Source organism: Streptacidiphilus sp. EB103A (assembly GCF_041261405.1).
GTDB lineage: Bacteria > Actinomycetota > Actinomycetes > Streptomycetales > Streptomycetaceae > Streptacidiphilus.
The window spans coordinates 137,683-159,572 of the sequence record NZ_JBGCAQ010000021.1; the positions used below are offsets into that span (position 1 = coordinate 137,683).

Below are 21,890 nucleotides of genomic sequence, written 5' to 3' on the forward strand. Positions count from 1 at the left end.
GCTCGACGGATGGCCACACTCAACGGGAGTCCCGTCGCACGGCCGCGAGCACCCGCGGTCCGTGCCTTCGCCACCAGGCGGTCAACCAGAGTCCCTGCACGCCAACGAGAATCGTCAGGACCGCGCAGCTGTCCAGGAGCTGTGGCCAGCCCAGTCTGTCGGTGAGTCCATGGATCGCGTGGACGAACAGTACGAACGTCACCTTTGTGTAGACCTGGTAGGCCAGGAACAAGGCTGCGCCCGTTCCCGCGACCATGAGCACTGCATAGGCCCTGACTCTGCGCTGCTCCCGACGTCCGAGGGCTGCCAACGGGTTCGGAGCGTTGCGGCGTACCAGTCGCGCGAGAAGGAAGTGACAGTAGGCCGATGCATCGCCGTAGAGATTGCGACACCTCAGGAGATCCTGCAGCAGGAAGTAGACGTCGGTGCGCATGAAGACCAACAATTCGCAGAGCACGGAACCGACTTCGATCAACACGACCAGCGACAGCAGCCGGTTCGCCCCTGCCGCCGTTTCCCACAGCAGACATCCCGAGGCGAGGGCCAGGTTCAACCCGATTCCAGACATATAGACCGTCACCCGGGTGCGCCTGTCACACAGCCAGACGCCGGTGACCTCGGTCTGCACGACCAGGAACTGGAGGCGAGTGCCCAATCGGATGCGGCCCCCCACGCCGGCCGCGCGAGCAGTGCACAGATGCGCCAGCTCGTGGAGGAGGATCAACGGCCATGAGAGCGCTGCCTGGCCGAGCAGGATGAGGCTGCCACTGTCGCTCCAGAAGAAGTCCCGCCAGCGCGGCAGAACTCCAGGATCTGTGATGCCCACCGTGGTGCCCGCCAGGACCAGAGCAATCACGCCTACGTGCAGCCAGGGACTCAAAGTCCAACGCAGCCCAGCTGCTCGGAGTCCCGGCAGGCTTGACCGGTCTTCGGCGGGCCCGCCGACCGATTCCCGCTCTGTCCGGGCCACGAAACCCAAGGCGGCCAGCGAGGCGACGAAGGTCTCTACCGAGACCCGTCGGCCCCGGGTTCGCTCGATCTCGGCGCCGGCGGCTGAGGGTGAGAGCCCCTGCTGCAGCAGTCTGATGGCCAGTGCCCCTTCTTCGGGCAGAGCCACCACAGGTCCCGCGTCAAGACGGCCGACCAGCCAGTCTGCTCCGTCCGGCCGGAAGGCCAACTTGTGGAACACCACTAGCCCGTCTTCAGGTATGGGATCAGTCATGGTGTTCGCCCGATCGGTCGCCGCAGATCGAGCAGTCGGGCCGTGCGGGGTGGCGCACCAGAACGTGGTGGTCCGGGGCCACCAGGTTCACTCCGCGCAAGTAGCCGACCGGTACGGACGACAACCCGGTGAGCAGCCTGATCACCTCGTAGGCCACGAGTTGTCCGCTGATGCCGGCTGTGGGCGCTATCGAACCGGCTCCGCCCAGGTAAGGCGCGGGTTCGTCTCCGCCGAGTCGATCCTCCTCCCCCCTGGCCAGGCACTGGATGCATGGGCCTCCGGGGCCGAAGACCCCGACGGTCACCAGCGGACCCTGATAGCCGCCGCCGACCCACGGGATGCCCAGGGATGCACATGCGGAGGCGGTCCAGAACCGCAGGGTCTCGCCGTGCGGTTCATCCGCGCAGAGCGCCAGCGCGTCATAGCCCTCCAGGGCAGCGAGAAGCTCTGCCTCGCTCGCGACGTACTGTGCCCCGAAGGTGACGTCCACCTCGGAGTTCACGGACCGCAGCCGCTCGGCGGCGACCTCCGCCTTGTGGCGCCCCAGATCGGCCTCGGAGTAGAGGATCTGGCGGGTGAGATTGCTCAGTTCGATCCGATCGTGATCGAGCAGGTGCACCCTGCCGACCCCGGCCGCCACTAGGCCCCAGGCTGCATGACTACCTGTGCCGCCTGCTCCGAGCACGAGAACGCCGGCTTGCTTGAGCAACTCCTGCTGCTCCCAGGCACTTGACCGGGGCGTGAGGTCGGCGTAACGGAAGAATGCCTGGTTCCGCCGGTACCGATTGCGTTCACCTTCGGTGAGCAGGACGGAGTCGTCGGCGCCGAAGTCCTCGATGTAGCCCGATGTCATCAAGTCGGCCACCAGGCGGGCAGCCGCTCCCGGAGGGAGCTGAGGGCAATGCGCCTCCACACGCTCCGCCACCATGGCAACCGTCCTCCCGCCGTCCATCAGCTCCAATGCCGCCCAGACCGCTCCGTGCGGGTCGCGGATTTCCGCGGCAATCCCACAGACTCCGCCGCCGATGCGCACGGACCCGTTCTCGAGCCGATACGGCCGATGTTCCGGCTTGACCCTCGGATATTGCATGGATTCATCCTCACGCCATTTCGCAGTCGGTGAAGAATCCGGGTAGGCCGATCTCGGCCTACCCGGAAATCTGTCATCCTTCCGGTGCCTTGTGATTGACCGTCTCGATCGCGTCGAGGATCCTGATCTCGATCAGTCCTGTCTCCTCGGCGACGATCTCGGGTGTTGATTCCTCCAGCACCTTGTTCTCGTTCTCCATGGGTTTCCCTCCTCTCCTGACTGGATTCCCCCGTGGTCGGCGGAGCCGCTCACCTGAACCTCCGCAGGACACGTCCCCTCACCAGGTGGTCCGGACATGGACCCCACTGCTTCGAGTCGTCACTGCGCGGGTTGTCGCCCAGGATCAGCAGGGTTCCCGCCGGAACCCGCTCTCCCGGGTCGACTCGCGCCTGTGCCGCGAATTCCGCAGGGACAGGCTGGCCACCCACCGCGATCGCGCGCTTCACATACCACGCGACCCCGGTTCCTTCCGATTGGGATGCCGCCCCGGGAGCCTTCCAGCCGCTGACCGGGTCTGGACGGACGACGATGACGATCTCTCCCGCCCGCACCGAATGAGCTCGGCACCGACGGGCGAGAAGACGGTCTCCGTCCTTCAGCGATGGGGCCATGCTCATGCCCTCGACGCTGATCACCAGATACTGCGAGCGCAGGAAGAAACCCCCGAGTGCGAGCGCGGAAAGGAATCCGAAAATTGCCAGAAACATCATTCATCACCCGCCTGGGAATCAGTCCGGAATTCCCATCATCGCCAGCTTCCGATCTGGCGTTCCAATCGGACGCCGAAAACATACATACAGCTACCCCAGGAATGGCAAGAGGGCGGCCGGCAATGTGACCCACGTCACCGCCGCAGTGCGGATAGGCGTTGGATAGGAAATGGAGAGTTGCTTGTCGGAATATGGATCCAGTCACCGCGGCGGCCTGCCGGAAGCGAAATCAACGGAAGCCGCGCGACACATTTTGCGCACCTGGGCATCTCGAAGAGAGTGGGGCACGTCATGGTCATCGGGCTGTACGCAGTCGGTCTGCTTCTGGTGGCGGCGGTCGCGGTGGATCTGTCGCTCACCCTGGCCGTGATTCAGAGGCTCCGCGCTCTTGAGGTGAGTCGGGCCGGCAGCCGGACGGAGCACGCGCCGAAGATCGGACACACGGTGGAAGCGTTCACGACGACCAGCCTTGTCGACCGCCCCATCACTCTCGACGACGTCGCCATGGGCGAGCGGACAGTTGTCTTCTTCATGGTCGGCTGCGCGCCATGCGCTGCCCTGATCGAATCACTGGTCGCCGGAGCGAGCCTGGGTGACCCCAATCCGATCTTCTTCGTCGTCGGCAAGCCCGACAGTCCCGAGGCGCACGAGATCGGCGAGCGGCTACGGGGGCTGGGCGAGATCGTTCTGCTCGGCGACAGGGACCGTGGGGTGCTCGACGCCTTCGGCGGCGTAGCCTCGTTCCCGCGCATCGTCCGCCTCCAGGGCGGGGTGGTCCGTGAGTCCGAGAGTGCGCCGGCTCGGCTCACGTCGTGGCGGGCGGACGGCGCGGCTGCCTCTGTGGTGACTGCGTGAAGAGCGACCGCGTTCCCCGGATCCGCGTAGCAGCGGCTGCGCTTCGACTCGGCTGGCAGGCAGCTCCTGTGCTCGCCGGGGTGCAGATGCTGCTGGCCGTCCTGGCCGGCGTGGTGCCCGCGGTCACCGGTTACCTGAGCAAGATGCTCGTCGACGATCTCACACTCCGCTCGGCCTCCGGCGCCGGGCAGGTTGGCTGGCTGGCCGGCGGAGTCGCGGCAGGCGCGGGCCTGACGGCTGTTCTCACCGCGCTTGCCGGGCTGACCACGACAGCGTCCGGACGGTCAGTCAAAATGCTCGCGCAGGACCGTCTCTACCGCCGGATCAACGGCTTCAAGGGACTGCGGCCCTTCGAGGACCCGGCCACGCAGGACTCGATCAGACTTGCCGAGCAGGCATCCCAAGACGCACCGCGGCAGGTGCTGGACTTCTCCCTCACGGCACTTCGCGCCGCCACAACCATCGCAGGGTTCCTCGGCACCGTGCTCGCAGTCTGGCCGCTGATGGGCCTGCTCCTGGTCGGCTGCGTCGCCGCCTCGTCCGCCGGACAGCTCTGGCTCGCACGGCGGCAGGTGGACTCGATGCAGCGCTCCATGGCCGATGTGCGACGTCAGTTCATCTATCGGACGCTCCTGCTCGACCGGAGGTCCGCCACGGAGATCCGGCTCTTCGGAGCGGGACCCGAATTCCACCGCAGGACCCTGGACAGCCTGCGCAACATGCTCGATGTCGAGGTGGGCAAGGCTCGCCGGGACGCTGCCACCCAGTCCGCCCTGGCGTTGCTCACGGCTGTGGCTGCGGGTGCTGCGGGGGCCGCCGTTGCAGAGCAGGTCTGGCACGGCCACCTCACGATCGGCGAGATGGCGCTGTTCACGGCGGCCGTCACCTCGGTCCAGGGGGCGCTTGCGACGATCCTTGTGCAGTTCGGCCGGACCGACCAGGCTCTCAGGCTGTTCGCCGAGTACCTCAAGATCGTAGAGGCTCCCGATGACCTCCCCGACGGCGGTCGGCGCCCGGAGCGCCTTCGGCACGGCATCACACTCGAGGACGTCTGGTTCCGCTACGGCCAGGACGAGCCGTGGGTGCTTCGCGGACTGGACCTGCATCTAACGCATGGCGAGACCGTCGGGCTGGTTGGTGTCAACGGAGCCGGAAAGAGCACGCTCATCAAGCTTCTCTGTCGCTTCTACGAGCCGATACGCGGACGCATCCTGTGGGACGGCGTCGACATCCGCGAACTGAGTACCGAGGAGTTGCGCGCTCGCATAGGCGTCACCTTCCAGGACTACATGACGTACGACATGACGGCACGGGACAACATCGGCGTCGGGCAACTCGAGCACATGTCGGATCTGGAGCGGATCCGGGCTGCGGCCGGTCTTGCGGAGATCGACGACGTGCTCATCGGACTGCCGGACGGCTACCAGACCCTGCTCAGTCGGACACTCGTCGATCCGGGCCAGGACACTGGCGTCCTCTTGTCGGGCGGCCAATGGCAGCGGGTGGCTCTGGCCCGGTCTCTGCTTCGCGACGACGCGGATCTGCTGATCCTGGACGAACCGAGCTCGGGTCTCGACGCCCTGGCCGAGCGCAGGGTGCACGACACACTCGCCCGTCACCGCGCGGGGCGCACCAGCCTCCTGGTCTCTCACCGTTTGGCGTCACTGCGAAAGGCGGACCGCATCATCGTGCTCGCAGCCGGCAGGATCGCTGAGCAAGGGAGTCACCAAGAGTTGCTCGTTCTCGACGGCCGCTATGCAGAGCTGTTCCGTACCCAGGCCGAGGGCTACCAACTGCTCGAGTCGGCCCCCGCCGGGGCGGGGCTGTGATGGGCGCGCTGCACTTGAGCTGTGCAGTCCTGCTGAGCCTGGTCTTCGGAGCGGCAGTCGTCGGCAAGGCACGGTCGCGAGAGCGCCTGCGCGCCTTCGCGGCCGAGTTGTCAGGCTTCAGCTGGTTGGCGGCGAAGCTTCGGCAAGCGACAGCCGTGGTCGTCGTCGCCGGCGAACTGGCCTCCGTGGTGCTGATCTGGACAGCGGCCCGATGGGGCGGCCTGCTGGCCCTTGCGTTGCTCCTCGCCTTCTCGGTGGCGACGGTGTCTGCCGACAGAGCTGCTGACTGCCAGTGCTTCGGGGTGACCACAGGTGAACCTGCCGGAAGCACCGGTCTGTTCCTGACCCGCAATGCCGTCCTGACAACAGCGGCAGCGGTGGTGGCATTCACCCCCCTCGCGCAACCGGTGCTGCTGACAGCCATAGCCGCAGTTCTCGGTGGCGGCCTCGCCTCAGTGCTCGCCATTCGCACTGACGACCTCGCCTATCTCCTCGCCGGGCCACATCGCCATACGTGACCTGTACGCAGCACTCCGGCTTGCGTCACGCCGGACCCCAAGCCGCCTGCCGGATCCTCCGGCAGGTCATCCAGAAGAAATGGAGTACCAGAGATGCGCGCTTTCTACCGGACCATCGGTGAGCGAATCCTTGGCAGTCTGCTGCGTGAGGAGACGGCCTCCGCCGGCTGTGCCTACGAGTGCTGGTCGCAGCCCTCGATCGAGGGCAACGGGGTCTTCGAGATCACCTGCTGCAACTACAACAACTGCACCACGCACTGCTTCTGAGCCTGATCGACCACTGTCGCAGGTGCCCAGACGCTGGAGCCCCGGACTCGTCCGGGGCTCCAGCCCTGTGTGACGGTTGCGGTGGGGAACGGGCGATGGTCACGACTTCTGTGTGAACAGAGGTGATGGCGTGCTCGTAGAGTTCCTTCGGATGCGTTCCTGCAGCGAGGTGCCGCGCACCAGCTCCATGACGATCCACGGGTACGGGGTGTCCGGCGCCTCGATGATCTGATGGATCGTCACCACATGCGGATGCTGGAGCCGAGCCAGTGCCCATGCCTCCCGCAGCACCCGCTCCCGCAGCAGAGCCGCCCTGGCGGGATCCCCCTCCATGAGCGCGGGATCCGCGGGCCGCACCTCCTTGAGGGCGACCTCGCGGTGCAGCGCCAGATCGCGGGCACGCCAGACCGTTCCCATGCCGCCACTGCCGAGCTTGTCCAGCAGTTCGAAACGCCCGTCGACGAATCGTCTGCCAGGCTCCTCATTCATCATGTCGGCAAGCCCATCCGGAAGAAGTGGTCAGCGGGACGTCGGAGAGAACGGATCATACTGAGATCGGTCATCGGCGTACGTCGCCGACCGGATCCCAGGTGCCGCACAGCCAGGGCAGCACCTCGTCGGTGACGGCCCGGTGTATCCGGCGCACCGCAACCTCCTCGTACCAGGGCGCATCCACCGTGGTGTACCAGAACGAGGGGGCGAGGCTGTCCGCCAGCGCCCGACAGGCGTGGTCCACGGCGGCGAGGGTGTGGTCGGCCGTGGCCCGGGGGTCGGTGAGGAAGTCGAGGAAGGAAGCCGCCCAGCGTATGCGATTGCGCTGCCGGGAAGTCCATGGCTGGATGTCCTGTACAGGACCGACAAATGATCCGTCGTCAGCAACCGGATCCCGCCACGCCCGTTCTCCGGCCCCGGCATCCGCCACCGCCCACCGCTCGACGCGGTCCAGCGTCTCCCGGACCTCGGGCTCCGGGTCGGCGAGGTAGGCCGCCTCCCGCACCGCCGCCAGTGCGATGCGGACCGCGAGCAGCCGGTCGTCCCGGCTCAGCTCCGTCACGCGTCTCCGCAGGCTGTCGCGGGGACCGGCGCCGGGATCGGGTAGTGGTGCCTCCAGCAGCCGGGCGGCCTGCGGGTCGGCAGCTCCGGACGGGTCCGGCCGGGGCGCCGCGCGGCGCAGCCCGTCCCGGAGCACGGCGCGGACGCAGGACTCCTCGACGACCCCGCCGCGCCGGACGGCCGGCAGAACGGAACGGGCGGGGTGACCCCACTCCTCCAGCAGGTGCAGGCAGCGCGCACGGCGCAGCTCGGCGTCGTACGAGACCGGCTCCCGGCCCAGCTCCGCCTGGAGCAGTCGCAGCGCCAGCGGTTCGTCGTGGCTGCGCAGCGCGCGGATGAGCTCGGGAAGATTCTCGTCCGGATCGGCGGCCGACGACTGTAGGGCCTTTCGTACCTCGGGGTCGGGACCGGGGAGCCGGGTGAGGGCGGCCAGGCAGGACCGCCGGACCTGGAAGAGCGGATCCCGCAGGCCGGCGAGGGCTGCATCCCGGGCGGAGACGGGCAGTTCGCCCTCCAGTCGGGCGAGCGCCTGGGCGGCGGTGACGCGCACCCGGTCCTCCCGTCGCGGATCCAGGTGCTCGGCCAGCACGGCCACCGCCAACCCGGTTCGCACGCGGCCGCAGCGAACCCGCCAGCTCGAAGAGCACACCGGCTGCGGCCTTGGGGCCGACCACGCGTACGGCGGCCAGCACGGCGGGGACGGCGCAGCTCGGCGTCGGACGGATGCGAGCCAGCGCCTCCACGCAGTGGACGACCACGCGTCCGCGGCCCTTTCCCGCGGGCTGCTCGGCAACCGCGGCGAGCGCCTCCACCAGCGCGGGAACCGCAGCCAACCCAGCGGAGACGAGCGCCGCCACCGGCTCGCACACGTCCCCGACGGCCTCCGGCAGCCACTCGGGTTCCAGGTTCCTCTCGCCCGTCCAGACCTGGACGGACGGCCCGAAGAACGGCTGACGGCTCAACAGCTCCACCCACTCCCGCACCGCCCGCCCCTGCACCACCCATCCGGTACGGCTCAGGGCCCCGTCGAGCCGCCGCAGCGAGGCGAGGTTGTCCGGTCGCGCGCTGCGCCGCAGCCGGTCCACCTCCCCACCCGCCATAGCCGTCAAGCTCCCCTGCACGCGCGGCTGTTCTCCCCGCCGAGCACCGACCTCGGTCCCGCCCCCTGCCGAACTTATAACCTCCCGTGGCTGTCGTTTGACGTTGACGTGCGGGTCAGGGGTTAGCGTCACGGCGTCTTCGTCGCGATCGTGTGCGCGAACGCGACTGTCGTGTGCCTTCGTTGAGGAGAGTTCCGATGTCCGCACTGCCCCGCTCGTCCCGCGAGTTCCAGCTTGCGGTCCTGCCTGACGGTCTGCGCGGACCGTCTGCACCTGTGCCCCGGCGACGCCCTGCCACCGTCCGGACACCCCGAGGGCATCTGCACCTCCAGCGACGGCATCATCTCCCGCCGACTGGCCGCCATCGACGCGGAGATCGCCCGCCTCACCGGCTTGCGCGAACTGCTCTCCGCGGCGGTCGCCCCGCCGCAGCGTCGTTGAATCAGCCCTGGAGCGCAGGGGGTTGGCGTCGGCGAGCCCGGTGCACGAGTGCGAGTCCGATCGTCGCCAGGATCGCGAGTGCGACGGCTCCGCCGCCCACTGCCCACGACCAGATCGCGGGGCCGGGGCGGGGAACTGCCGGTGCGGCCGCGACTGTGACGGATGCTGTCCGGCTCGGCGGCAGCGGGTGCGTTGCGGTGCAGATGTCGTCGCTGAAGGGGCTCGTGGCGTTGCTCGGATCGAACACATACCAGGTGCCGACCTGGTAGCTGCGGTCGACGCTGGTGTGCTCGTCACCGACTCCGGGGGTGCCGACCACTTCGACGCGTGCGCCTTGCAGGGTGCGTACCTGGGCGTCCCGGCCGTCCCGGCCCGTCGAGAGCACCAGGCCGGTGAACTGATGGGGCGAGGCGGAGGGCGGCGCGGCGCACGAGGCGTAGGCCGGGGCGGCTAGCGACAGTACGCATGTCATCGCTGCCGCCGCTGCGGCGATGCCTGCGCGAGCAAGTCTCTGCATGCGGGTGGGACGTTGCCCGGTGCGGTTCGGTTCCCGCGAACCGGCGCCACCGGGCGTGGCGCCATCCGTGGCGACCGACGATGAGTTCGTCGAGGTCCCGGAGCCTGTCCGCGGCCAGCCGCGCATGGCACCCCTGGCTTGGTGCTCTCCTGCCAGGAGCGTAGTTCACAGCCTGTCGAACCAGCGTTTGAGGTGAATGAAGTCGGCTTCGGTCAGGCCGCGGTGGGGGTCGACGTGGTGGAGCAGAGCGCGTTTGCCGTGGTGGGCGGAGACCCAGGCCCGGTCGGTGGCGGTGATCTCGTCGTCGACCCAGGCGAAGGCCCTGCCGGCTGCCCAGTCGACCAGTGCGCGGGATTTCCAGTGCAGCCCCACGCGGTCGTCCAGCTGGTCGTTGTCGGACGGCCCCGGCCAGATCATCACGGGCAGTTCCGGCAGCCCGAGTCGCGGTGCGATGCTTTCGTTCGCGTCGATCGTCCACGTCGTTGCCCAGACCAGATCGCAGGGAAGTGCCAGCAGTCTGGGCCCGAACGTGGGGTCGACCCTCGCCAGCGGCGGCGGGATGAGTGGACCGTCGACATCCAGGAAGAGCAGTGGGCGCACTGTGCAACCGGTCATCGTCGAATGATATGTCGGATCGACGGGTGGTCCCGGAACGGTCAGTGTTCAATCAGGAGAAGAAAGTTCACTCCACCGGGTGCAGTCACGGGAGTGAGCGGAAGCTGTGCGCGGCGGGCGTCGTGCAGTAGCCGCGATGGGCGGCTCTGTCAATCGATCAGGATTCGCGATCGATTGCGATCAGTGTTCGGCATTGGACGCGGAGCCCGTCGTCCTGCATGCTCGTGAGCATGATGCAGCGCGCACGTGCGACGAGGTCCGGACGGGGTCCGGTTGCCGATGTCGCGTGCCGCCATCGCTCGGTCGCCGGCGCGGGGCTGCGGCTGACCCAGCGCAGGGTGATCGACTTCGGTACCGCGAAGTCCACCAGCTGTCGTTGTAGCTGATTCCACCGCACGCCAGTCCGCGCCGCCGCGCTTCGCGCCGTGCCGCATGCCCTTACTGAGCTGCGCCGTGTCTCGGCCCGCACTCCGCCGCTGCGCTGCTCGTGGGGCTTTTCCTCCCGTCCGTCCGCCGCTGCTGCGGACCGAGCGGCCCCTCCTCCTTCCACAAGGACACCTTCATGACCACCGTCAGCGCAGTTCCTGACGTCTCTGTCTGGGACAATCCACCTCATCTCGATCCGCGTGGCACGATCGTGCTGTTCCCCGGGCGCGGGGAGGACCCGAGTCTGTACGAGCGCTTCGGCGCCCGGTTCGGCGCCGACGCCTACCGGGTCCGTGCCGTCGCCGACCCGTCCCGCCATCCTGACCGCGCGATCAAGCAGGTCAAGGAGATCCTGGCGGCTGATGACCTGTCACATCCGGTCGTGCTGGCCGGATCCGACGGCGGCGCGCTCTTCGCCGCGGGACTGGTCGCCAGCGGAGAGGTGACGGCGGACGCGCTGCTGCTCGCCGGGCTCCCGGTACACCGCGCCGACACCGTGGCGGCACCCAACGCGTGGGACGAGGAACTCGGCGCCCGCACGGCCTGCAGCACCCACCAGGGGCGGCTGGCCGCAGCGGACCGACTGGAGCGCGGCGCCGTGTACACGCCGCTTCCGTCGGAGTGGTTCGAGCGCGCCGACCTCGCCGCCGTCCACGTCCCCGTGCTCGCGCTGCACGGTGCGGCGGACGAGATCAGTCCGTTGTCCGAGGCCCGGGCCGGCTACGCGGCCGCTCCCCGGATCGAGCTGGTGAGCCTGGTCGGCGGTCGGCATGACGCCCTCAACGACGCCTCGCACCGCACCAGCGCGGCGACCGTGCTCCTCTTCCTGGAGCGACTCCGCCTGGGCCCCGAGGCCCCGCTCGTCGCCGTCCGCGAGAAGCTCGCCGTCCGCGAGGAGCTCCCGTCATGACCCGCTACGTGATCATCGGGGCCGGTGCGGTCGGAGTCACCCTCGCCGCGGAACTTCACGCCGGCGGCTCCGACGTCCTGCTGGTGGCCCGCGGCGGACAACTGGCAGCGCTGCGCGAGGGACGGCTGCGCCTGGTCCGGCCGGACGGGACGACGACACTGGACCTCCCCTTCGCGGCCGGGCCCGAGGAGGTGCAACTCACCGAAGGCGACGTGCTGGTCCTCGCGGTGAAGACCCAGGACGCCGAGCAGACCGTGGCGGACTGGGCCTGGCGCGCGGTGACGCTCGACGACGGGGGCCAGTCCTCGGCGGCGGAGACGCTGCCGGTGATCACCCTGCAGAACGGCCTGGAGAGTGACCGGGTCGCGCTGCGCCGTTTCGCCGATGTGCTGGGCGCGACCGTCTGGATCCCCGCCGCCTATGTCGAGGACGGCGTGGTGGTCAGCCCCGCCGCCCCGACTCCGGCGGCGCTGTGGATCGGCCGCTATCCGCACGGCGACGATCACCCCGCGCTGGCCCGGTTCGCCGAGGACCTGCGTGCCGCGTCCTTCGAGGTCCAGGTGGTGCCGGACATCGTCGGATGGAAGACCGCCAAGCTGCTCGGCAACACGGTGAACGCCCTGGACGCCCTCTACCGGAGCAGTCCGTTGCGCGACGAAGCCGCGGGGCTGCTGGCCGACGAGGCACGCGCGGTGTTCGCGCAGGCGGGTCTGCCGATCGTGGACCGCACCGAGCGCAGCACGGTGGACCTGTCCGGTTTTGTGATCCACGACATCCCCGGGCATCCGCGGGTCGGCATGTCCACCTGGCAGAGCCTGGCCCGGTCGGGCTCACTGGAGGCCGACTTCCTGAACGGTGAGGTGGTCCTGCAGGCACGACTGGCCGGGCGCACGGCACCCGCCAACTCCGCCGTCCTGGAACGGATCCAGCGCGCTGCCCGGGAGCGGACGCCGGCCGGATCACTCGGCGACGCGGACCTCGCCGCCACCCTGCCGGGACTGCGGCCGCCGGTTCTGGTGTCGGCCGAGGAACTGCGTGCGGAACTCGCGGGGGAGCGCCGCCCGGTGCTCCTGGACGTCCGCTGGGCGCTCGGCGACCCGCACGGCCGCGACCACTACCTGCGGGCCCACATCCCCTCGGCGGTCTACGTCGATCTGGACACCGAACTCGCGGCGCCGGCACAGCCGTTGGCCGGGCGGCATCCGCTGCCCACCGCTGCGGCCCTTCAGCAGGCGGCCCGCAGCTGGGGCGTGACGGCCGCGCGCCCCGTCGTGGTCTACGACGACGCCGGCGGGCTGGCCGCCGCTCGCTCCTGGTGGCTGCTGCGCTGGGCCGGTGTCGCCGACGTGCGCATCCTGGACGGCTCGCTCGCCGCCTGGCGCGGCGCCGGAGGCCGGCTCGCCGAGGGCGAGGAAGTGGCCGCAGTACCGGGCGACATCGTGCTCAGCCCGGGCCGCCTGCCGGTGCTCAGCGCCGACCGGGCCGCCGCCCTCCCGGACCACGGCGTGCTGCTGGACGCCCGCGCCGGTGAGCGCTACCGGGGCGAGGCCGAGCCGATCGACCCCCGCGCCGGACACATCCCCGGCGCGGTCTCCGCCCCGACCGCGGAGAACCTCGACCCGGACGGCCGCTTCGCCGATGCGGAGCAGGCAGCCAAGCGCTTCGCCGCCCTGGGCGTCACGCCCGGCACCGAGGTCGGCGTCTACTGCGGATCCGGTGTGACCGCGGCCCACCAGGTGGCCGCCCTCGCCGTCGCGGGTATCGACGCGGCCCTGTACCCGGGCTCGTGGTCGGCCTGGTCCGCGGACCCCCGGCGTCCGGTCGCCACCGGGCCGCAGCCCCGCCTGGAGGAGAGATGAGCACCAGCGAAGTGGCCCAGCAACTGACGCCGACCGAAGCGGACGCCGAAGCACGGGCGCCCGAAATCCAGACCCCCGAAATCCAGACCCCCGAAATCCAGACCCCCGACCCCCGGCACCGAGCCGCCACGGGCGGAGTCGAGACGATCCGACCCCTGCACCAGCGCAAGAGGCCGCAGATCCCGCGACCGGTCCGCCGTTCGGTGGGGCCGATCGGGGCACTCGCGCTGTGGTGGCTGCTCAGCAGCACCGGCGTGCTCTCCGCGGACACCCTGGCATCCCCGGCGGCGGTCTTCCGGCAGGGCTGGGACCTGACCGTCGACGGCAAACTGGGCTCGGCGATCTGGGCCTCCAGCCAGCGTGTCCTGGAGGGCTTCCTGATCGGCGCGGTCGCCGGCACCGCCCTCGCTGTCCTCGCCGGGCTGTTCCGGCTCGGCGAGGACCTGATCGACGCGACCGTGGGCATGCTGCGCGCCCTGCCCTGGGTGGGCCTCATCCCGCTGTTCATCGTCTGGTTCGGCATCGACGAGACCCCGAAGATCGCCCTGGTGGTGATCGCGGTGACCTTCCCGCTCTACTTCAACATCTACGCCGGGATCCGCGGCGTCGACTCCCAGCTGGTCGAGGCCGGAACCGTGCTCGGTCTGGGGCGCTGGGGGCAGATCCGCCACATCGTGCTGCCCGGCGCACTCCCCGGCGCGCTCGTCGGGCTGCGCTACGCCCTCGGCAGCGCCTGGCTGGCGCTGGTCTTCGCCGAGCAGATCAACGCGAGCAACGGCATCGGCTACCTGATGAACAACGCCGAGCAGTTCTTCCAGACCGACGTGATCGTGGTGTGTCTGGTGGTGTACGCGATCCTCGGCCTGATCACCGACCTGATCGTGCGGCTCGGCACCAAGTACCTGCTCTCCTGGCGCGCATCCTTCGACGGAGCCTGACGATGACGACGACTGCCGAACCGACCTCCGTCCAGGTCCGCGGCCTGGTGCGCGCCTTCGGCGAGCGCCGGGTGATCGACGGGCTCGACCTGGACATCCGCCCCGGCGAGTTCGTCGCCCTGCTCGGCCACAGCGGCTGCGGCAAGAGCACCCTGCTGCGCGTCCTGGCGGGCCTGGACCGCGACATCGAAGGCTCCGTCACCGTGCCGCGCCGCCGCGCGGTGGCGTTCCAGGCGCCCCGGCTGCTCCCCTGGAAGCGGGTCTGGCGCAATGTCGTCCTCGGCCTGCCGGGTCGGGCCGACCGGGCGCTCGCGGAACGCTACCTCGGTGAGGTCGGCCTGACCGAACGGGTCGCCGTCTGGCCCAAGACCCTCTCCGGCGGTGAGGCCCAACGGGTGTCCCTGGCCCGCGCCCTGGTCCGCGAACCGGATCTGCTGCTGCTCGACGAACCCTTCGGCGCGCTGGACGCGCTGACCCGGGTCAAGGCCCAGCAGCTGGTCGGCGAGCTGTGGACCAGGCGCAACTGCGGCGTCCTGCTGGTCACCCACGACGTGGAGGAGGCCGTACTGCTGGCGGACCGGGTCCTGGTCATGCGGGACGGCGGCATCGCCCACGAGGCCGTGGTGGACCTGCCCCGGCCGCGCGACATCGGCTCGCCCGAGTTCGTGGCGCTGCGCACCGGACTGCTCGGCCGACTCGGGGTGGGGGAACCCGAGCCCGCGCGTTCCTGACCGCGACCGGCACACCACACCCCCGTGGCGTCCCGGTCCCAGCATGCCCTTCAGCCACACCTTTTCTGAGGTTTCGTCATCATACGGAGGCCCCCGCCATGTTCCGCTCTGTCCTACGCCCGGTGGCTCTCGCCGCCGCACTCATGGCCGCGCTGGCAGGGTGCGGCAGCTCGTCCCACACCAACACCGCACGCGTCAACGCGGCCGGGAGCGTGGACCTTTCGGGGATCACACTCACCCTCGGGGACCAGGCGCACGGACTGGAGACCCTGCTCGACGCGGCCGGCGCCCTCAAGGGCGTTCCCTACAAGGTCACCTGGGCCGAGTTCCAGGGAGCCGCGCCGCTGTTCCAGGCGATGCAGAGCGGCAAGGTCGACACCGGCACCGCCGCCGACCTGCCCACACTGCAGGCCATCAGCGGCGGCTTGAAGATCAAGGTGGTCGCCGCCGCCACGGCCAACGGCTCGGGCACGGCGATCCTCACCCAGCCGGGATCGCCGGTGAAGACGGTCGCGGACCTCAAGGGCCGCACCGTGGTGGTGTCCTCGGCCAAGGGCAGCATCGCCGAGTACCTGCTGGCCAAGGCACTGGCCGACGCCGGACTGAGCTACTCGGACGTGCACGTCGAGTACCTGCTGCCCACGGCCGCGCAGGCGGCGTTCAACGCGAAGCAGATCCAGATCTGGGCGACGTTCGGGGTGTACCAGGACATCGCCGTGGAGAAGGGCGCACAGCTGCTGGTGGACGGCAGGGCCGGCCGCACCAGCGGCGTCGGGTTCATCTCCGCCGCCCAGTCCTCCATCGCCGACCCGGCCAGGAAGGCGGCCATCGCCGACTTCCTGCGGCGCCTCGCCCAGGCCTACGCCTGGACGACCACGCACGCGGCCCAGTACGCGCAGGTCTTCGTGCAGAAGAACGGTGTCAGTCCGAGCGTGGCCCGGACCGTCGTCTCCCAGGGGGCGCGTGCGCTGCAGCCCGTCACGCCCCAGGTGGTGACGGAGGTTCAGGCGGTGTCGGACCTGATGAACCACATCGGATCCCTGCCCAGCGATGTGCGGGTGGCCGGAACCGTCGACACCTCGCTCTTTCCGCACGCTCTCTCCCAGTGACACGCCTCTCCCAGTGACCGGAGGTCGCCATGCCCGTCGAGTTCATCAGCGCCACCCACACCACCAACACCACCGAGGCGACCGGCCCCGGTCGGCACGGCGGCTTCGACGTCGACTACACCCGCCGCTTCGTCCGGGCGCTGGACGACGGAGGGTTCGACTGGACCCTGGTCGCCTACAGTTCCGCCGGCGTCGACGCCGAGCAGGTGGCCCAGTTCGTGGTCAACAACTCCGAGCGGATCAAGCCGATGCTGGCCCACCGACCCGGCTTCGTCTTCCCGACCAGGGTCGCCAAGGCGCTCGCCACCCTGGACCGGATCGGCCGCGGCCGGCTGGGACTGCACATCATCTCCGGCGGCAACGACGCCGAACAGGCCCGCGAGGGCGACTATCTGACGAAGTCCCAGCGCTACGACCGCTCCGAGGAGTTCATCCAGATCCTGCGGAAGGTGTGGACCAGCACCGGTCCGTTCGACCACGAGGGCGAGTACTACCGGTTCGAGGACTTCGCCACCGACATCAGGCCCTACGGCGACACCATCCCGATCTCCGTCGGCGGCTCCTCGGCGGAGGCATACCGGGTCGGCGGGCGGCAGGGCGACATCTTCGGGCTGTGGGGCGAACCGCTCAAGGAGACCGCCGAGCAGATCGCCGCCGTCAACGCGATCGCCGACGCGGCCGGGCGCCCACGCCCCCGGATCTGGGTGTCGTTCCGCCCGATCGTCGCCGCCACCGACGAGCTGGCCTGGGCCAAGGCCCACCAGATCCTCGGCCAGGTGCAGCGCACGATCGCGGCGACCCCGGCGGGCGCACGCTACCCCGTACCGGGCGACGGGAGGCCCGCCAACGTCGGCTCGCAGCGACTGCTGGACGTGGCCGCGCGCGGCGAACTGCACGACCGCGCGCTGTGGACGCCGCTGGTCACCGCCACCAACGCGGCGGGCAGCTCGACCGCGCTGGTGGGCAGCTACGAGACGGTCGCCAAGGCGCTGCTCGACTACGTCGACATCGGCTGCGAGCTGCTGTCCATCCGCGGCTACGACCCGCTCAACGACGCCGTCGACTACGCCCGCTACGTCCTCCCGCTGGTCCGTCAGGAGCTGGCACGCAGACCGGAGGCCACCGCGCTGGCCGGCTGAACGACAGCTCCCCGCCCGCCCGTCCACACCCTCGTACCTCGTACCGGAAGGAAGAAGCATGTCCAGATCCCGTCCTGCCCTGCTGCTCGCCGCGCTCACTCTCCCGCTGGCCGCGTGCGCCTCTTCGGCGAAGTCCAGCACCGCCGCTGCCACGGCCTCCGGTGCGCAGAGCGCGGTCACGTCCGCCGACCTCTCCACGGTGACGCTGCGGGTGGGCCAGACCGGCTGGAACCAGGTGGGGGCCGCACTTCAGGTCGCGCATCTCGACAACACCCCCTACGAGGTGAAGTGGTCCGTCTTCACCGGCGGCAACAAGCAGCTCCAGGCGCTTCAGGCGGGCGCGCTGGACGTGGCGTCGAGCAGCGACATCCCGCCGGTCTTCGCGGCTGCCGCGACCACGCCCAGGTGGCGGGTGGTCGCGGTGCAGCGCACCAACACCCTGCTGCAGAACGTGGTCGTGGCCAAGGGCTCCGGAATCACCTCCATCGCCCAGCTGAAGGGCAAGAAGGTCGGCTATGTGCAGTCGACCACCGCGCAGTACTTCCTCTACAAGCTGCTGGTGCAGAGCGGCCTGAAGTGGTCCGACATCCAGGCGGTGCCGCTCACCCCGCAGGACGGCGTCGCCGCCCTGTCCAGCCACTCGATCGACGCACTGGCGAGCTACGGAAACTCGATCATCACCACGCAGCAGCAGGGCGCCACCGTCATCGGTTCCGGCCAGGAGATTCTCTCCGGCGACTTCCCCTGGGAGGCGTCGACCAAGCTGATCGGCGACGCCGCCCAGTCGGCGGCCCTGGTGGACCTGCTGGCCCGGATCAACAAGGCCTACGCCTACGTGCGCAACGGCCACCAGGCGGAACTGGCCCAGCTCACCGCGGCCGCCACCAACGAGCCGGTGAGCGAGGCCCTGAGCCAGATCGTCGCGGACGAGAAGCAGCGGCCCAGCACGGTGCAGCCCACCAGCGCCGACCAGATCAGCAAGGAGCAGGACGTGGCAGACGCCTTCACCGGCCTCGGCGCGCTGCCGGGCAAGGTCGACGTGGCCTCCTACTGGAGCGAGGCCCTCAGCACCCGGCTCACCAGCGCGCTGGCCGCGTCATGAGCACGACCGCGACCGGCCGGCGGCTGCCCGTACCGGCTCTGGACCGTCTGGACCAGGTGACGGCCGCCCTGGCGGCCACCGCCGGCGAGTACGACCGCAGCGGCGCCTTCCCGCACGCCGCGATCCAGGTCGTCCACGAGGCCGGGCTGCTCACCGCCGGGGTCGATCCGCGGTTCGGCGGCACCGGAGTGAATTCCACCGAACTCGCGACGATCCTGCTGGCCCTCGGCAAGGGTGATCCGTCCGTCGCGCTGATCGCCGCGATGACACTGCTGCCGCACGCCTTCCAGCAGCGGCAGCCATGGCCCGAGGAACTCTACGCCCGGGTGCTCGCCGAGTCGGCCGAGCGTCCCACCCTGCTGAACAACGCGCGGGTGGAGCCGGATCTCGGCTCCCCGGCCCGCGGCGGTCTGCCCGCGACGCTGGCGCGGCGGACCGGGACCGGATGGTCGGTCAGCGGGCGCAAGCGCTTCGTCACCGGCGCCGAGGGGCTCAGCTACTTCCTGGTGTGGGCGGCCACCGACGAGGAGACTCCCCGGGTCGGCACCTTCGTCGTCCCGGGCCGGTCCCCGGGCATCGAGATCCTGCCCACCTGGCAGCAGTTGGGCCTGCGGGCCAGCGGCAGCCACGACGTCTCGTTCACGGAGGTGGAGATCCCGCAGGAGAACGTCCTCGGCATCACCGAGTACGGGGTCAAGGCCGAGCAGGACAACCTGGCCGGCGGCGGGGTGCACGTCCTGGTGTCCGCGCTGTACCTGGGGGTCGCCCGCGCGGCGCAGGAGTACCTGCACACCTTCGCGCACGAGCGGGTGCCCACCAACCTGGGCCGCCCGCTCGCCACCACGGACCGGTTCAAGCAGACGGCGGGGGAGATCGAGACCCTGCTGTCGGCCGCCGAGCAGCTGGTGTTCGGGGTCGCCGACCGGCTGGACCGCGGCCTGGCCGTCCCGGGGACGGAGGCGCTGGCAGCGAAGGTGGTCGCCGTACGGCATGTCACCACCGCCGTGCAGACGGGGCTGCGGCTGCTGGGCAATCCGGGCCTGGCCCAGGCCAACCCGCTGGAACGGCACTTCCGCGACATCCAGTCGGCCGGAGTGCACGCACCGCAGGAGGACACCTCGCTGCTCACCATCGGCGCGGCCGTGCTGGCCGCCGCCGCGCCCGGCGCATGACCCCGCAGCACCGGGTGCGCCTGCCGGACGGCGAGTTCAGCACCGACCCGGACGTCATCGCCGCCCACCGGCTCGACCGCTCCGGCTGGCTGCCCAAGGGCCTGCCCGCCGGGGTGGCCTTCGCCGCCTCCGTGGCCGACGTGCAGGCGCTGCTGCGGCACGCCCAGTCGGCCGCGACGCCGGTGGTGGTCCGCGGGGCGGGCACCGGGCTCTCCGGCGGCGCGGCGGCGACCGACGGCAGCATCGTGCTCGACCTGTCCCGGATGAACCGGATCCGGGAGATCTCCGCCGAGGACCAACTCGCCGTCGCCGAGCCGGGGGTGATCACAGCCGACCTCGACCGGGCAGCCGCGGCCCGGGGCCTGCGCTACGCCCCCGACCCGGCCAGTGCCGCCATCTCCACCATCGGCGGCAACATCGCAACCAACGCGGGAGGCCTGCGCTGCGCCAAATACGGGGTCACCCGCGACTCGGTGCTCGGCCTGGACGTCGTCCTCGCGGACGGTGAGATGATCAGCACCGGCCGACGCACCGTCAAAGGTGTTGCCGGCTACGACCTCACCAGTCTGTTCGTCGGTTCGGAAGGGACGCTCGGCGTGGTCGTCGCGGCGACGCTGAAGCTACGGCCGCTGCCGGCGGCCACCGCGACCCTCGCCGCGTACTTCGATGACATCACCTCAGCAGCGGCTGCTGTCACGGCGATCACGGCAGCGGGGCTGCAACCCGCCGTCGCCGAACTGCTGGATTCGGCGACCCTGGCCGCGATCGAGGAGGCATTCGGTCCGGCCGTGAACGAGACGAGCTCGGGCGGCGCCGGAGCCATTGCGGGGGCGTTCCTGCTGGTCCAGACCGACGGTTCGGCTGCCGAGGCCGAGGCGGAGCAGATCTACCAGGTGCTGCTCCGCCATGCCACGTCGGTCTCGCGGGCCGACGGAGCGGCCGAGGCCGAGCGGCTGCTTGAAGTCCGCCGCCGGGCCCTGCCGGCCCTGGAGCGGCGCGGACGGGTACTGATCGAGGATGTCGCGGTGCCGCGCACCCGACTGGCCGAGGCCGTGGCGGAGATCCAGGAGATCTCGCGCACCTTCGCGGTACCGGTCTTCACCATGGCGCACGCGGCCGACGGCAACCTGCACCCCATCATCGTGGTCGACCGGGACCGCGAGCTGGACCAGGACGTCTGGGCGGCGGCCGACGCGATCTTCACCATGGCGCTGCGCCTCGGTGGAACGCTGACCGGCGAGCACGGCATCGGCGTGCTCAAACGGAGGTGGCTGGTGGACGAGTTGGGCGAACGGAACCTTGCTCTGCAGCGCCAACTGCGTTCCGTGTTCGACCCCGGGGGGATCCTCAACCCGGGAAAGGCCGTTTAGTCAGACGGGTCGGATCCCGGTCCCGGCGAGCAGGCCCCGGACCGCCCTGGTCGTGGTCTCCGCCAGCTGCTGCGGAGCCCCGGACCGGGTGCGCAGGTGCAGCCGCTCCGGGGTCACCTCCGGCAGGTCCGGCCGACGTTCCAGGCCCTCGGGTGGTGAGCCGACATCGGCGAGCAGCCCCACTCCGAGGCCCCCGCGGATCGCGTTCACCACCCCGGCCAGATACGCGGCCTCGACCACGACGCTCGCCGCGAGCCCGTGCTCGGCCAGCGTGCCCAGCGCGCGGCGGCGGATCGTGCAGGGGCTGTCGATGACGACCACCGGTATCGGGGCGCCCGCCGCCGGCATCCGCCAGTCCGGCGCCGCGAACCAGGACAGCGGAAGGAACCCGGCGGGCTCGCTCTCCCGTTCTCCGGGGTCGCCCATGAAGACGGCCACATCGATGCTGCCCCGGTCGAGGGCCTCGTTGAGCCGTCTGCTGCGGTCCAGCCGGAACCGCACCCCGTGCTCCGGATAGCGCGCCCGCAGGGCCCCGGTGATCGCGGGCAGGATGCGGTCGGCGGCGTGCTCGGTCGAACCGACGACGATGGTCCCCGCCTCGCGCTCGCCCAGACCGAGACGGACCAGGGCCTCGTCGTGCGAGGCGAGGATCTTGCGGGCCTCCGAGAGCAACGTCTCGCCGAGCGGCGTGAACCGCATGGCCCGCCCGTCGCGCTCGACCAGGGGGCCGCCCACGCTCCGCTCCAGGCGCCGCACATGCTGGCTCACCGCGGACTGCGACATCCCGATCGCCTCAGCCGCACGGTGGAACCCACCGCAGTCGGCTATCGAGGTGAGGGTGCGCAGGGCGGCGATGTCCAGGACGGTGGCCATGCCGCGAGGGTACCAACCCACGGTTTCGCCGGACTCGGCCGAAG

At 70.2% G+C, this 21,890-nt stretch carries 23 protein-coding genes and 2 pseudogenes; 16 read left to right on the top strand and 9 right to left on the bottom strand.

What is annotated here, in order from left to right:
* Window positions 1-19: 19 nt before the first annotated feature.
* The 4 genes from ABH941_RS31225 to ABH941_RS31240 all read right to left on the bottom strand — a co-directional run bounded on the left by ABH941_RS31225 (window position 20) and on the right by ABH941_RS31240 (window position 3,022).
* Window positions 20-1,222, bottom strand: a complete 1,203-nt coding sequence (locus ABH941_RS31225) for a hypothetical protein (RefSeq protein WP_370132926.1) — start codon at window positions 1,220-1,222, stop codon at window positions 20-22.
* The gene (locus tag ABH941_RS31230; protein ID WP_370132927.1) at window positions 1,215-2,255 is read right to left on the bottom strand and encodes a ThiF family adenylyltransferase; all 1,041 of its coding nucleotides are present in this window, start codon (window positions 2,253-2,255) and stop codon (window positions 1,215-1,217) included. The genes ABH941_RS31225 and ABH941_RS31230 overlap by 8 nt, the downstream gene beginning before the upstream one ends.
* Before the next feature lie 130 nt (window positions 2,256-2,385).
* On the bottom strand, window positions 2,386-2,511 hold the full coding sequence (locus ABH941_RS31235; RefSeq protein ID WP_370132928.1) for a hypothetical protein: 126 nt from the start codon (window positions 2,509-2,511) through the stop codon (window positions 2,386-2,388).
* A gap of 49 nt (window positions 2,512-2,560) precedes the next feature.
* Window positions 2,561-3,022 (bottom strand): S26 family signal peptidase, encoded by a 462-nt coding sequence (locus ABH941_RS31240; protein WP_370132929.1) that lies wholly within the window; start codon window positions 3,020-3,022, stop codon window positions 2,561-2,563.
* Between the two features lie 291 nt (window positions 3,023-3,313).
* On the opposite strand from ABH941_RS31240, the gene ABH941_RS31245 reads away from it, so the two are divergent.
* From ABH941_RS31245 to ABH941_RS31260, 4 genes are all read left to right on the top strand, one after another.
* Window positions 3,314-3,877 carry a hypothetical protein gene (locus ABH941_RS31245; RefSeq protein ID WP_370132930.1) on the top strand — a complete coding sequence of 188 codons (564 nt, stop codon included), beginning with the start codon at window positions 3,314-3,316 and terminating at the stop codon, window positions 3,875-3,877.
* A 113-nt stretch (window positions 3,878-3,990) separates the two neighbouring features.
* Window positions 3,991-5,706, top strand: a complete 1,716-nt coding sequence (locus ABH941_RS31250; RefSeq protein WP_370132931.1) for an ABC transporter ATP-binding protein — start codon at window positions 3,991-3,993, stop codon at window positions 5,704-5,706.
* Window positions 5,706-6,224: a MauE/DoxX family redox-associated membrane protein gene (locus ABH941_RS31255; protein ID WP_370132932.1), complete on the top strand. Its 519-nt coding sequence runs from the start codon at window positions 5,706-5,708 to the stop codon at window positions 6,222-6,224. Before ABH941_RS31250 ends, ABH941_RS31255 begins: the two co-directional genes overlap by 1 nt.
* Window positions 6,225-6,317: 93 nt before the next feature.
* Window positions 6,318-6,491, top strand: a complete 174-nt coding sequence (locus tag ABH941_RS31260) for a hypothetical protein (RefSeq protein WP_370132933.1) — start codon at window positions 6,318-6,320, stop codon at window positions 6,489-6,491.
* 126 nt (window positions 6,492-6,617) lie between these two features.
* Here ABH941_RS31260 and ABH941_RS31265 read toward each other — a convergent pair.
* Window positions 6,618-6,983: pseudogene (locus ABH941_RS31265) on the bottom strand (protein kinase); the annotation flags it as partial.
* Window positions 6,984-7,050: 67 nt separating this feature from the next.
* On the bottom strand, window positions 7,051-8,157 hold the full coding sequence (locus ABH941_RS31270) for a hypothetical protein (protein ID WP_370132934.1): 1,107 nt from the start codon (window positions 8,155-8,157) through the stop codon (window positions 7,051-7,053).
* 47 nt (window positions 8,158-8,204) lie between these two features.
* Between ABH941_RS31270 and ABH941_RS31275 the strand changes: the two genes are divergently transcribed.
* Both ABH941_RS31275 and ABH941_RS31280 read left to right on the top strand, forming a co-directional pair.
* Window positions 8,205-8,498: a hypothetical protein gene (locus tag ABH941_RS31275; protein WP_370132935.1), complete on the top strand. Its 294-nt coding sequence runs from the start codon at window positions 8,205-8,207 to the stop codon at window positions 8,496-8,498.
* Window positions 8,499-8,878: 380 nt separating this feature from the next.
* Entirely contained in the window at window positions 8,879-9,085 is a 207-nt protein-coding gene (locus tag ABH941_RS31280; RefSeq protein WP_370132936.1) for a hypothetical protein, read from the top strand.
* Window position 9,086: 1 nt separating this feature from the next.
* On the opposite strand, the gene ABH941_RS31285 is transcribed toward ABH941_RS31280, so the two are convergent.
* Window positions 9,087-9,602 carry a hypothetical protein gene (locus ABH941_RS31285; RefSeq protein WP_370132937.1) on the bottom strand — a complete coding sequence of 172 codons (516 nt, stop codon included), beginning with the start codon at window positions 9,600-9,602 and terminating at the stop codon, window positions 9,087-9,089.
* Between the two features lie 165 nt (window positions 9,603-9,767).
* The gene (locus tag ABH941_RS31290; RefSeq protein ID WP_370132938.1) at window positions 9,768-10,217 is read right to left on the bottom strand and encodes an HAD domain-containing protein; all 450 of its coding nucleotides are present in this window, start codon (window positions 10,215-10,217) and stop codon (window positions 9,768-9,770) included.
* A gap of 562 nt (window positions 10,218-10,779) precedes the next feature.
* Between ABH941_RS31290 and ABH941_RS31295 the strand changes: the two genes are divergently transcribed.
* The 10 genes and pseudogenes from ABH941_RS31295 (at window position 10,780) to ABH941_RS31340 (ending at window position 20,973) form a co-directional block, all read left to right on the top strand.
* Entirely contained in the window at window positions 10,780-11,553 is a 774-nt protein-coding gene (locus tag ABH941_RS31295; RefSeq protein WP_370132939.1) for an alpha/beta hydrolase, read from the top strand.
* A pseudogene (locus ABH941_RS31300) lies at window positions 11,550-12,470 on the top strand (ketopantoate reductase family protein); the annotation flags it as partial. The gene ABH941_RS31295 and the pseudogene ABH941_RS31300, both read left to right, overlap by 4 nt.
* 81 nt (window positions 12,471-12,551) lie before the next feature.
* Window positions 12,552-13,412 carry a sulfurtransferase gene (locus ABH941_RS31305; RefSeq protein ID WP_370132994.1) on the top strand — a complete coding sequence of 287 codons (861 nt, stop codon included), beginning with the start codon at window positions 12,552-12,554 and terminating at the stop codon, window positions 13,410-13,412.
* Window positions 13,409-14,350, top strand: a complete 942-nt coding sequence (locus tag ABH941_RS31310) for an ABC transporter permease (protein ID WP_370132940.1) — start codon at window positions 13,409-13,411, stop codon at window positions 14,348-14,350. The genes ABH941_RS31305 and ABH941_RS31310 overlap by 4 nt, the downstream gene beginning before the upstream one ends.
* A 2-nt stretch (window positions 14,351-14,352) precedes the next feature.
* Window positions 14,353-15,081: an ABC transporter ATP-binding protein gene (locus ABH941_RS31315; RefSeq protein WP_370132941.1), complete on the top strand. Its 729-nt coding sequence runs from the start codon at window positions 14,353-14,355 to the stop codon at window positions 15,079-15,081.
* 98 nt (window positions 15,082-15,179) lie between these two features.
* The gene (locus tag ABH941_RS31320; protein ID WP_370132942.1) at window positions 15,180-16,190 is read left to right on the top strand and encodes an ABC transporter substrate-binding protein; all 1,011 of its coding nucleotides are present in this window, start codon (window positions 15,180-15,182) and stop codon (window positions 16,188-16,190) included.
* Between the two features lie 29 nt (window positions 16,191-16,219).
* On the top strand, window positions 16,220-17,329 hold the full coding sequence (locus tag ABH941_RS31325) for an LLM class flavin-dependent oxidoreductase (RefSeq protein ID WP_370132943.1): 1,110 nt from the start codon (window positions 16,220-16,222) through the stop codon (window positions 17,327-17,329).
* Window positions 17,330-17,387: 58 nt separating this feature from the next.
* The gene (locus tag ABH941_RS31330; protein ID WP_370132944.1) at window positions 17,388-18,431 is read left to right on the top strand and encodes an ABC transporter substrate-binding protein; all 1,044 of its coding nucleotides are present in this window, start codon (window positions 17,388-17,390) and stop codon (window positions 18,429-18,431) included.
* Window positions 18,428-19,603 carry an acyl-CoA dehydrogenase family protein gene (locus tag ABH941_RS31335; protein ID WP_370132945.1) on the top strand — a complete coding sequence of 392 codons (1,176 nt, stop codon included), beginning with the start codon at window positions 18,428-18,430 and terminating at the stop codon, window positions 19,601-19,603. The genes ABH941_RS31330 and ABH941_RS31335 overlap by 4 nt, the downstream gene beginning before the upstream one ends.
* Window positions 19,600-20,973: an FAD-binding oxidoreductase gene (locus ABH941_RS31340; RefSeq protein ID WP_370132946.1), complete on the top strand. Its 1,374-nt coding sequence runs from the start codon at window positions 19,600-19,602 to the stop codon at window positions 20,971-20,973. The genes ABH941_RS31335 and ABH941_RS31340 overlap by 4 nt, the downstream gene beginning before the upstream one ends.
* Here ABH941_RS31340 and ABH941_RS31345 read toward each other — a convergent pair whose 3' ends face one another.
* Window positions 20,974-21,846: a LysR substrate-binding domain-containing protein gene (locus tag ABH941_RS31345; protein WP_370132947.1), complete on the bottom strand. Its 873-nt coding sequence runs from the start codon at window positions 21,844-21,846 to the stop codon at window positions 20,974-20,976.
* Between the last annotated feature and the right edge of the window lie 44 nt (window positions 21,847-21,890).

Bases quoted from the DNA above. Each gene is read 5' to 3' on its own strand.
- ABH941_RS31225 (WP_370132926.1), bottom strand. From the start codon at position 1,222: ATGACTGATCCCATACCTGAAGACGGGCTAGTGGTGTTCCACAAGTTG.
- ABH941_RS31235 (WP_370132928.1), bottom strand. From the start codon at position 2,511: ATGGAGAACGAGAACAAGGTGCTGGAGGAATCAACACCCGAGATCGTC.
- ABH941_RS31240 (WP_370132929.1), bottom strand. From the start codon at position 3,022: ATGATGTTTCTGGCAATTTTCGGATTCCTTTCCGCGCTCGCACTCGGG.
- ABH941_RS31245 (WP_370132930.1), top strand. From the start codon at position 3,314: ATGGTCATCGGGCTGTACGCAGTCGGTCTGCTTCTGGTGGCGGCGGTC.
- ABH941_RS31255 (WP_370132932.1), top strand. From the start codon at position 5,706: ATGGGCGCGCTGCACTTGAGCTGTGCAGTCCTGCTGAGCCTGGTCTTC.
- ABH941_RS31260 (WP_370132933.1), top strand. From the start codon at position 6,318: ATGCGCGCTTTCTACCGGACCATCGGTGAGCGAATCCTTGGCAGTCTG.
- ABH941_RS31285 (WP_370132937.1), bottom strand. From the start codon at position 9,602: ATGCAGAGACTTGCTCGCGCAGGCATCGCCGCAGCGGCGGCAGCGATG.
- ABH941_RS31290 (WP_370132938.1), bottom strand. From the start codon at position 10,217: ATGACCGGTTGCACAGTGCGCCCACTGCTCTTCCTGGATGTCGACGGT.
- ABH941_RS31295 (WP_370132939.1), top strand. From the start codon at position 10,780: ATGACCACCGTCAGCGCAGTTCCTGACGTCTCTGTCTGGGACAATCCA.
- ABH941_RS31310 (WP_370132940.1), top strand. From the start codon at position 13,409: ATGAGCACCAGCGAAGTGGCCCAGCAACTGACGCCGACCGAAGCGGAC.
- ABH941_RS31315 (WP_370132941.1), top strand. From the start codon at position 14,353: ATGACGACGACTGCCGAACCGACCTCCGTCCAGGTCCGCGGCCTGGTG.
- ABH941_RS31320 (WP_370132942.1), top strand. From the start codon at position 15,180: ATGTTCCGCTCTGTCCTACGCCCGGTGGCTCTCGCCGCCGCACTCATG.
- ABH941_RS31325 (WP_370132943.1), top strand. From the start codon at position 16,220: ATGCCCGTCGAGTTCATCAGCGCCACCCACACCACCAACACCACCGAG.
- ABH941_RS31330 (WP_370132944.1), top strand. From the start codon at position 17,388: ATGTCCAGATCCCGTCCTGCCCTGCTGCTCGCCGCGCTCACTCTCCCG.
- ABH941_RS31335 (WP_370132945.1), top strand. From the start codon at position 18,428: ATGAGCACGACCGCGACCGGCCGGCGGCTGCCCGTACCGGCTCTGGAC.
- ABH941_RS31340 (WP_370132946.1), top strand. From the start codon at position 19,600: ATGACCCCGCAGCACCGGGTGCGCCTGCCGGACGGCGAGTTCAGCACC.
- ABH941_RS31345 (WP_370132947.1), bottom strand. From the start codon at position 21,846: ATGGCCACCGTCCTGGACATCGCCGCCCTGCGCACCCTCACCTCGATA.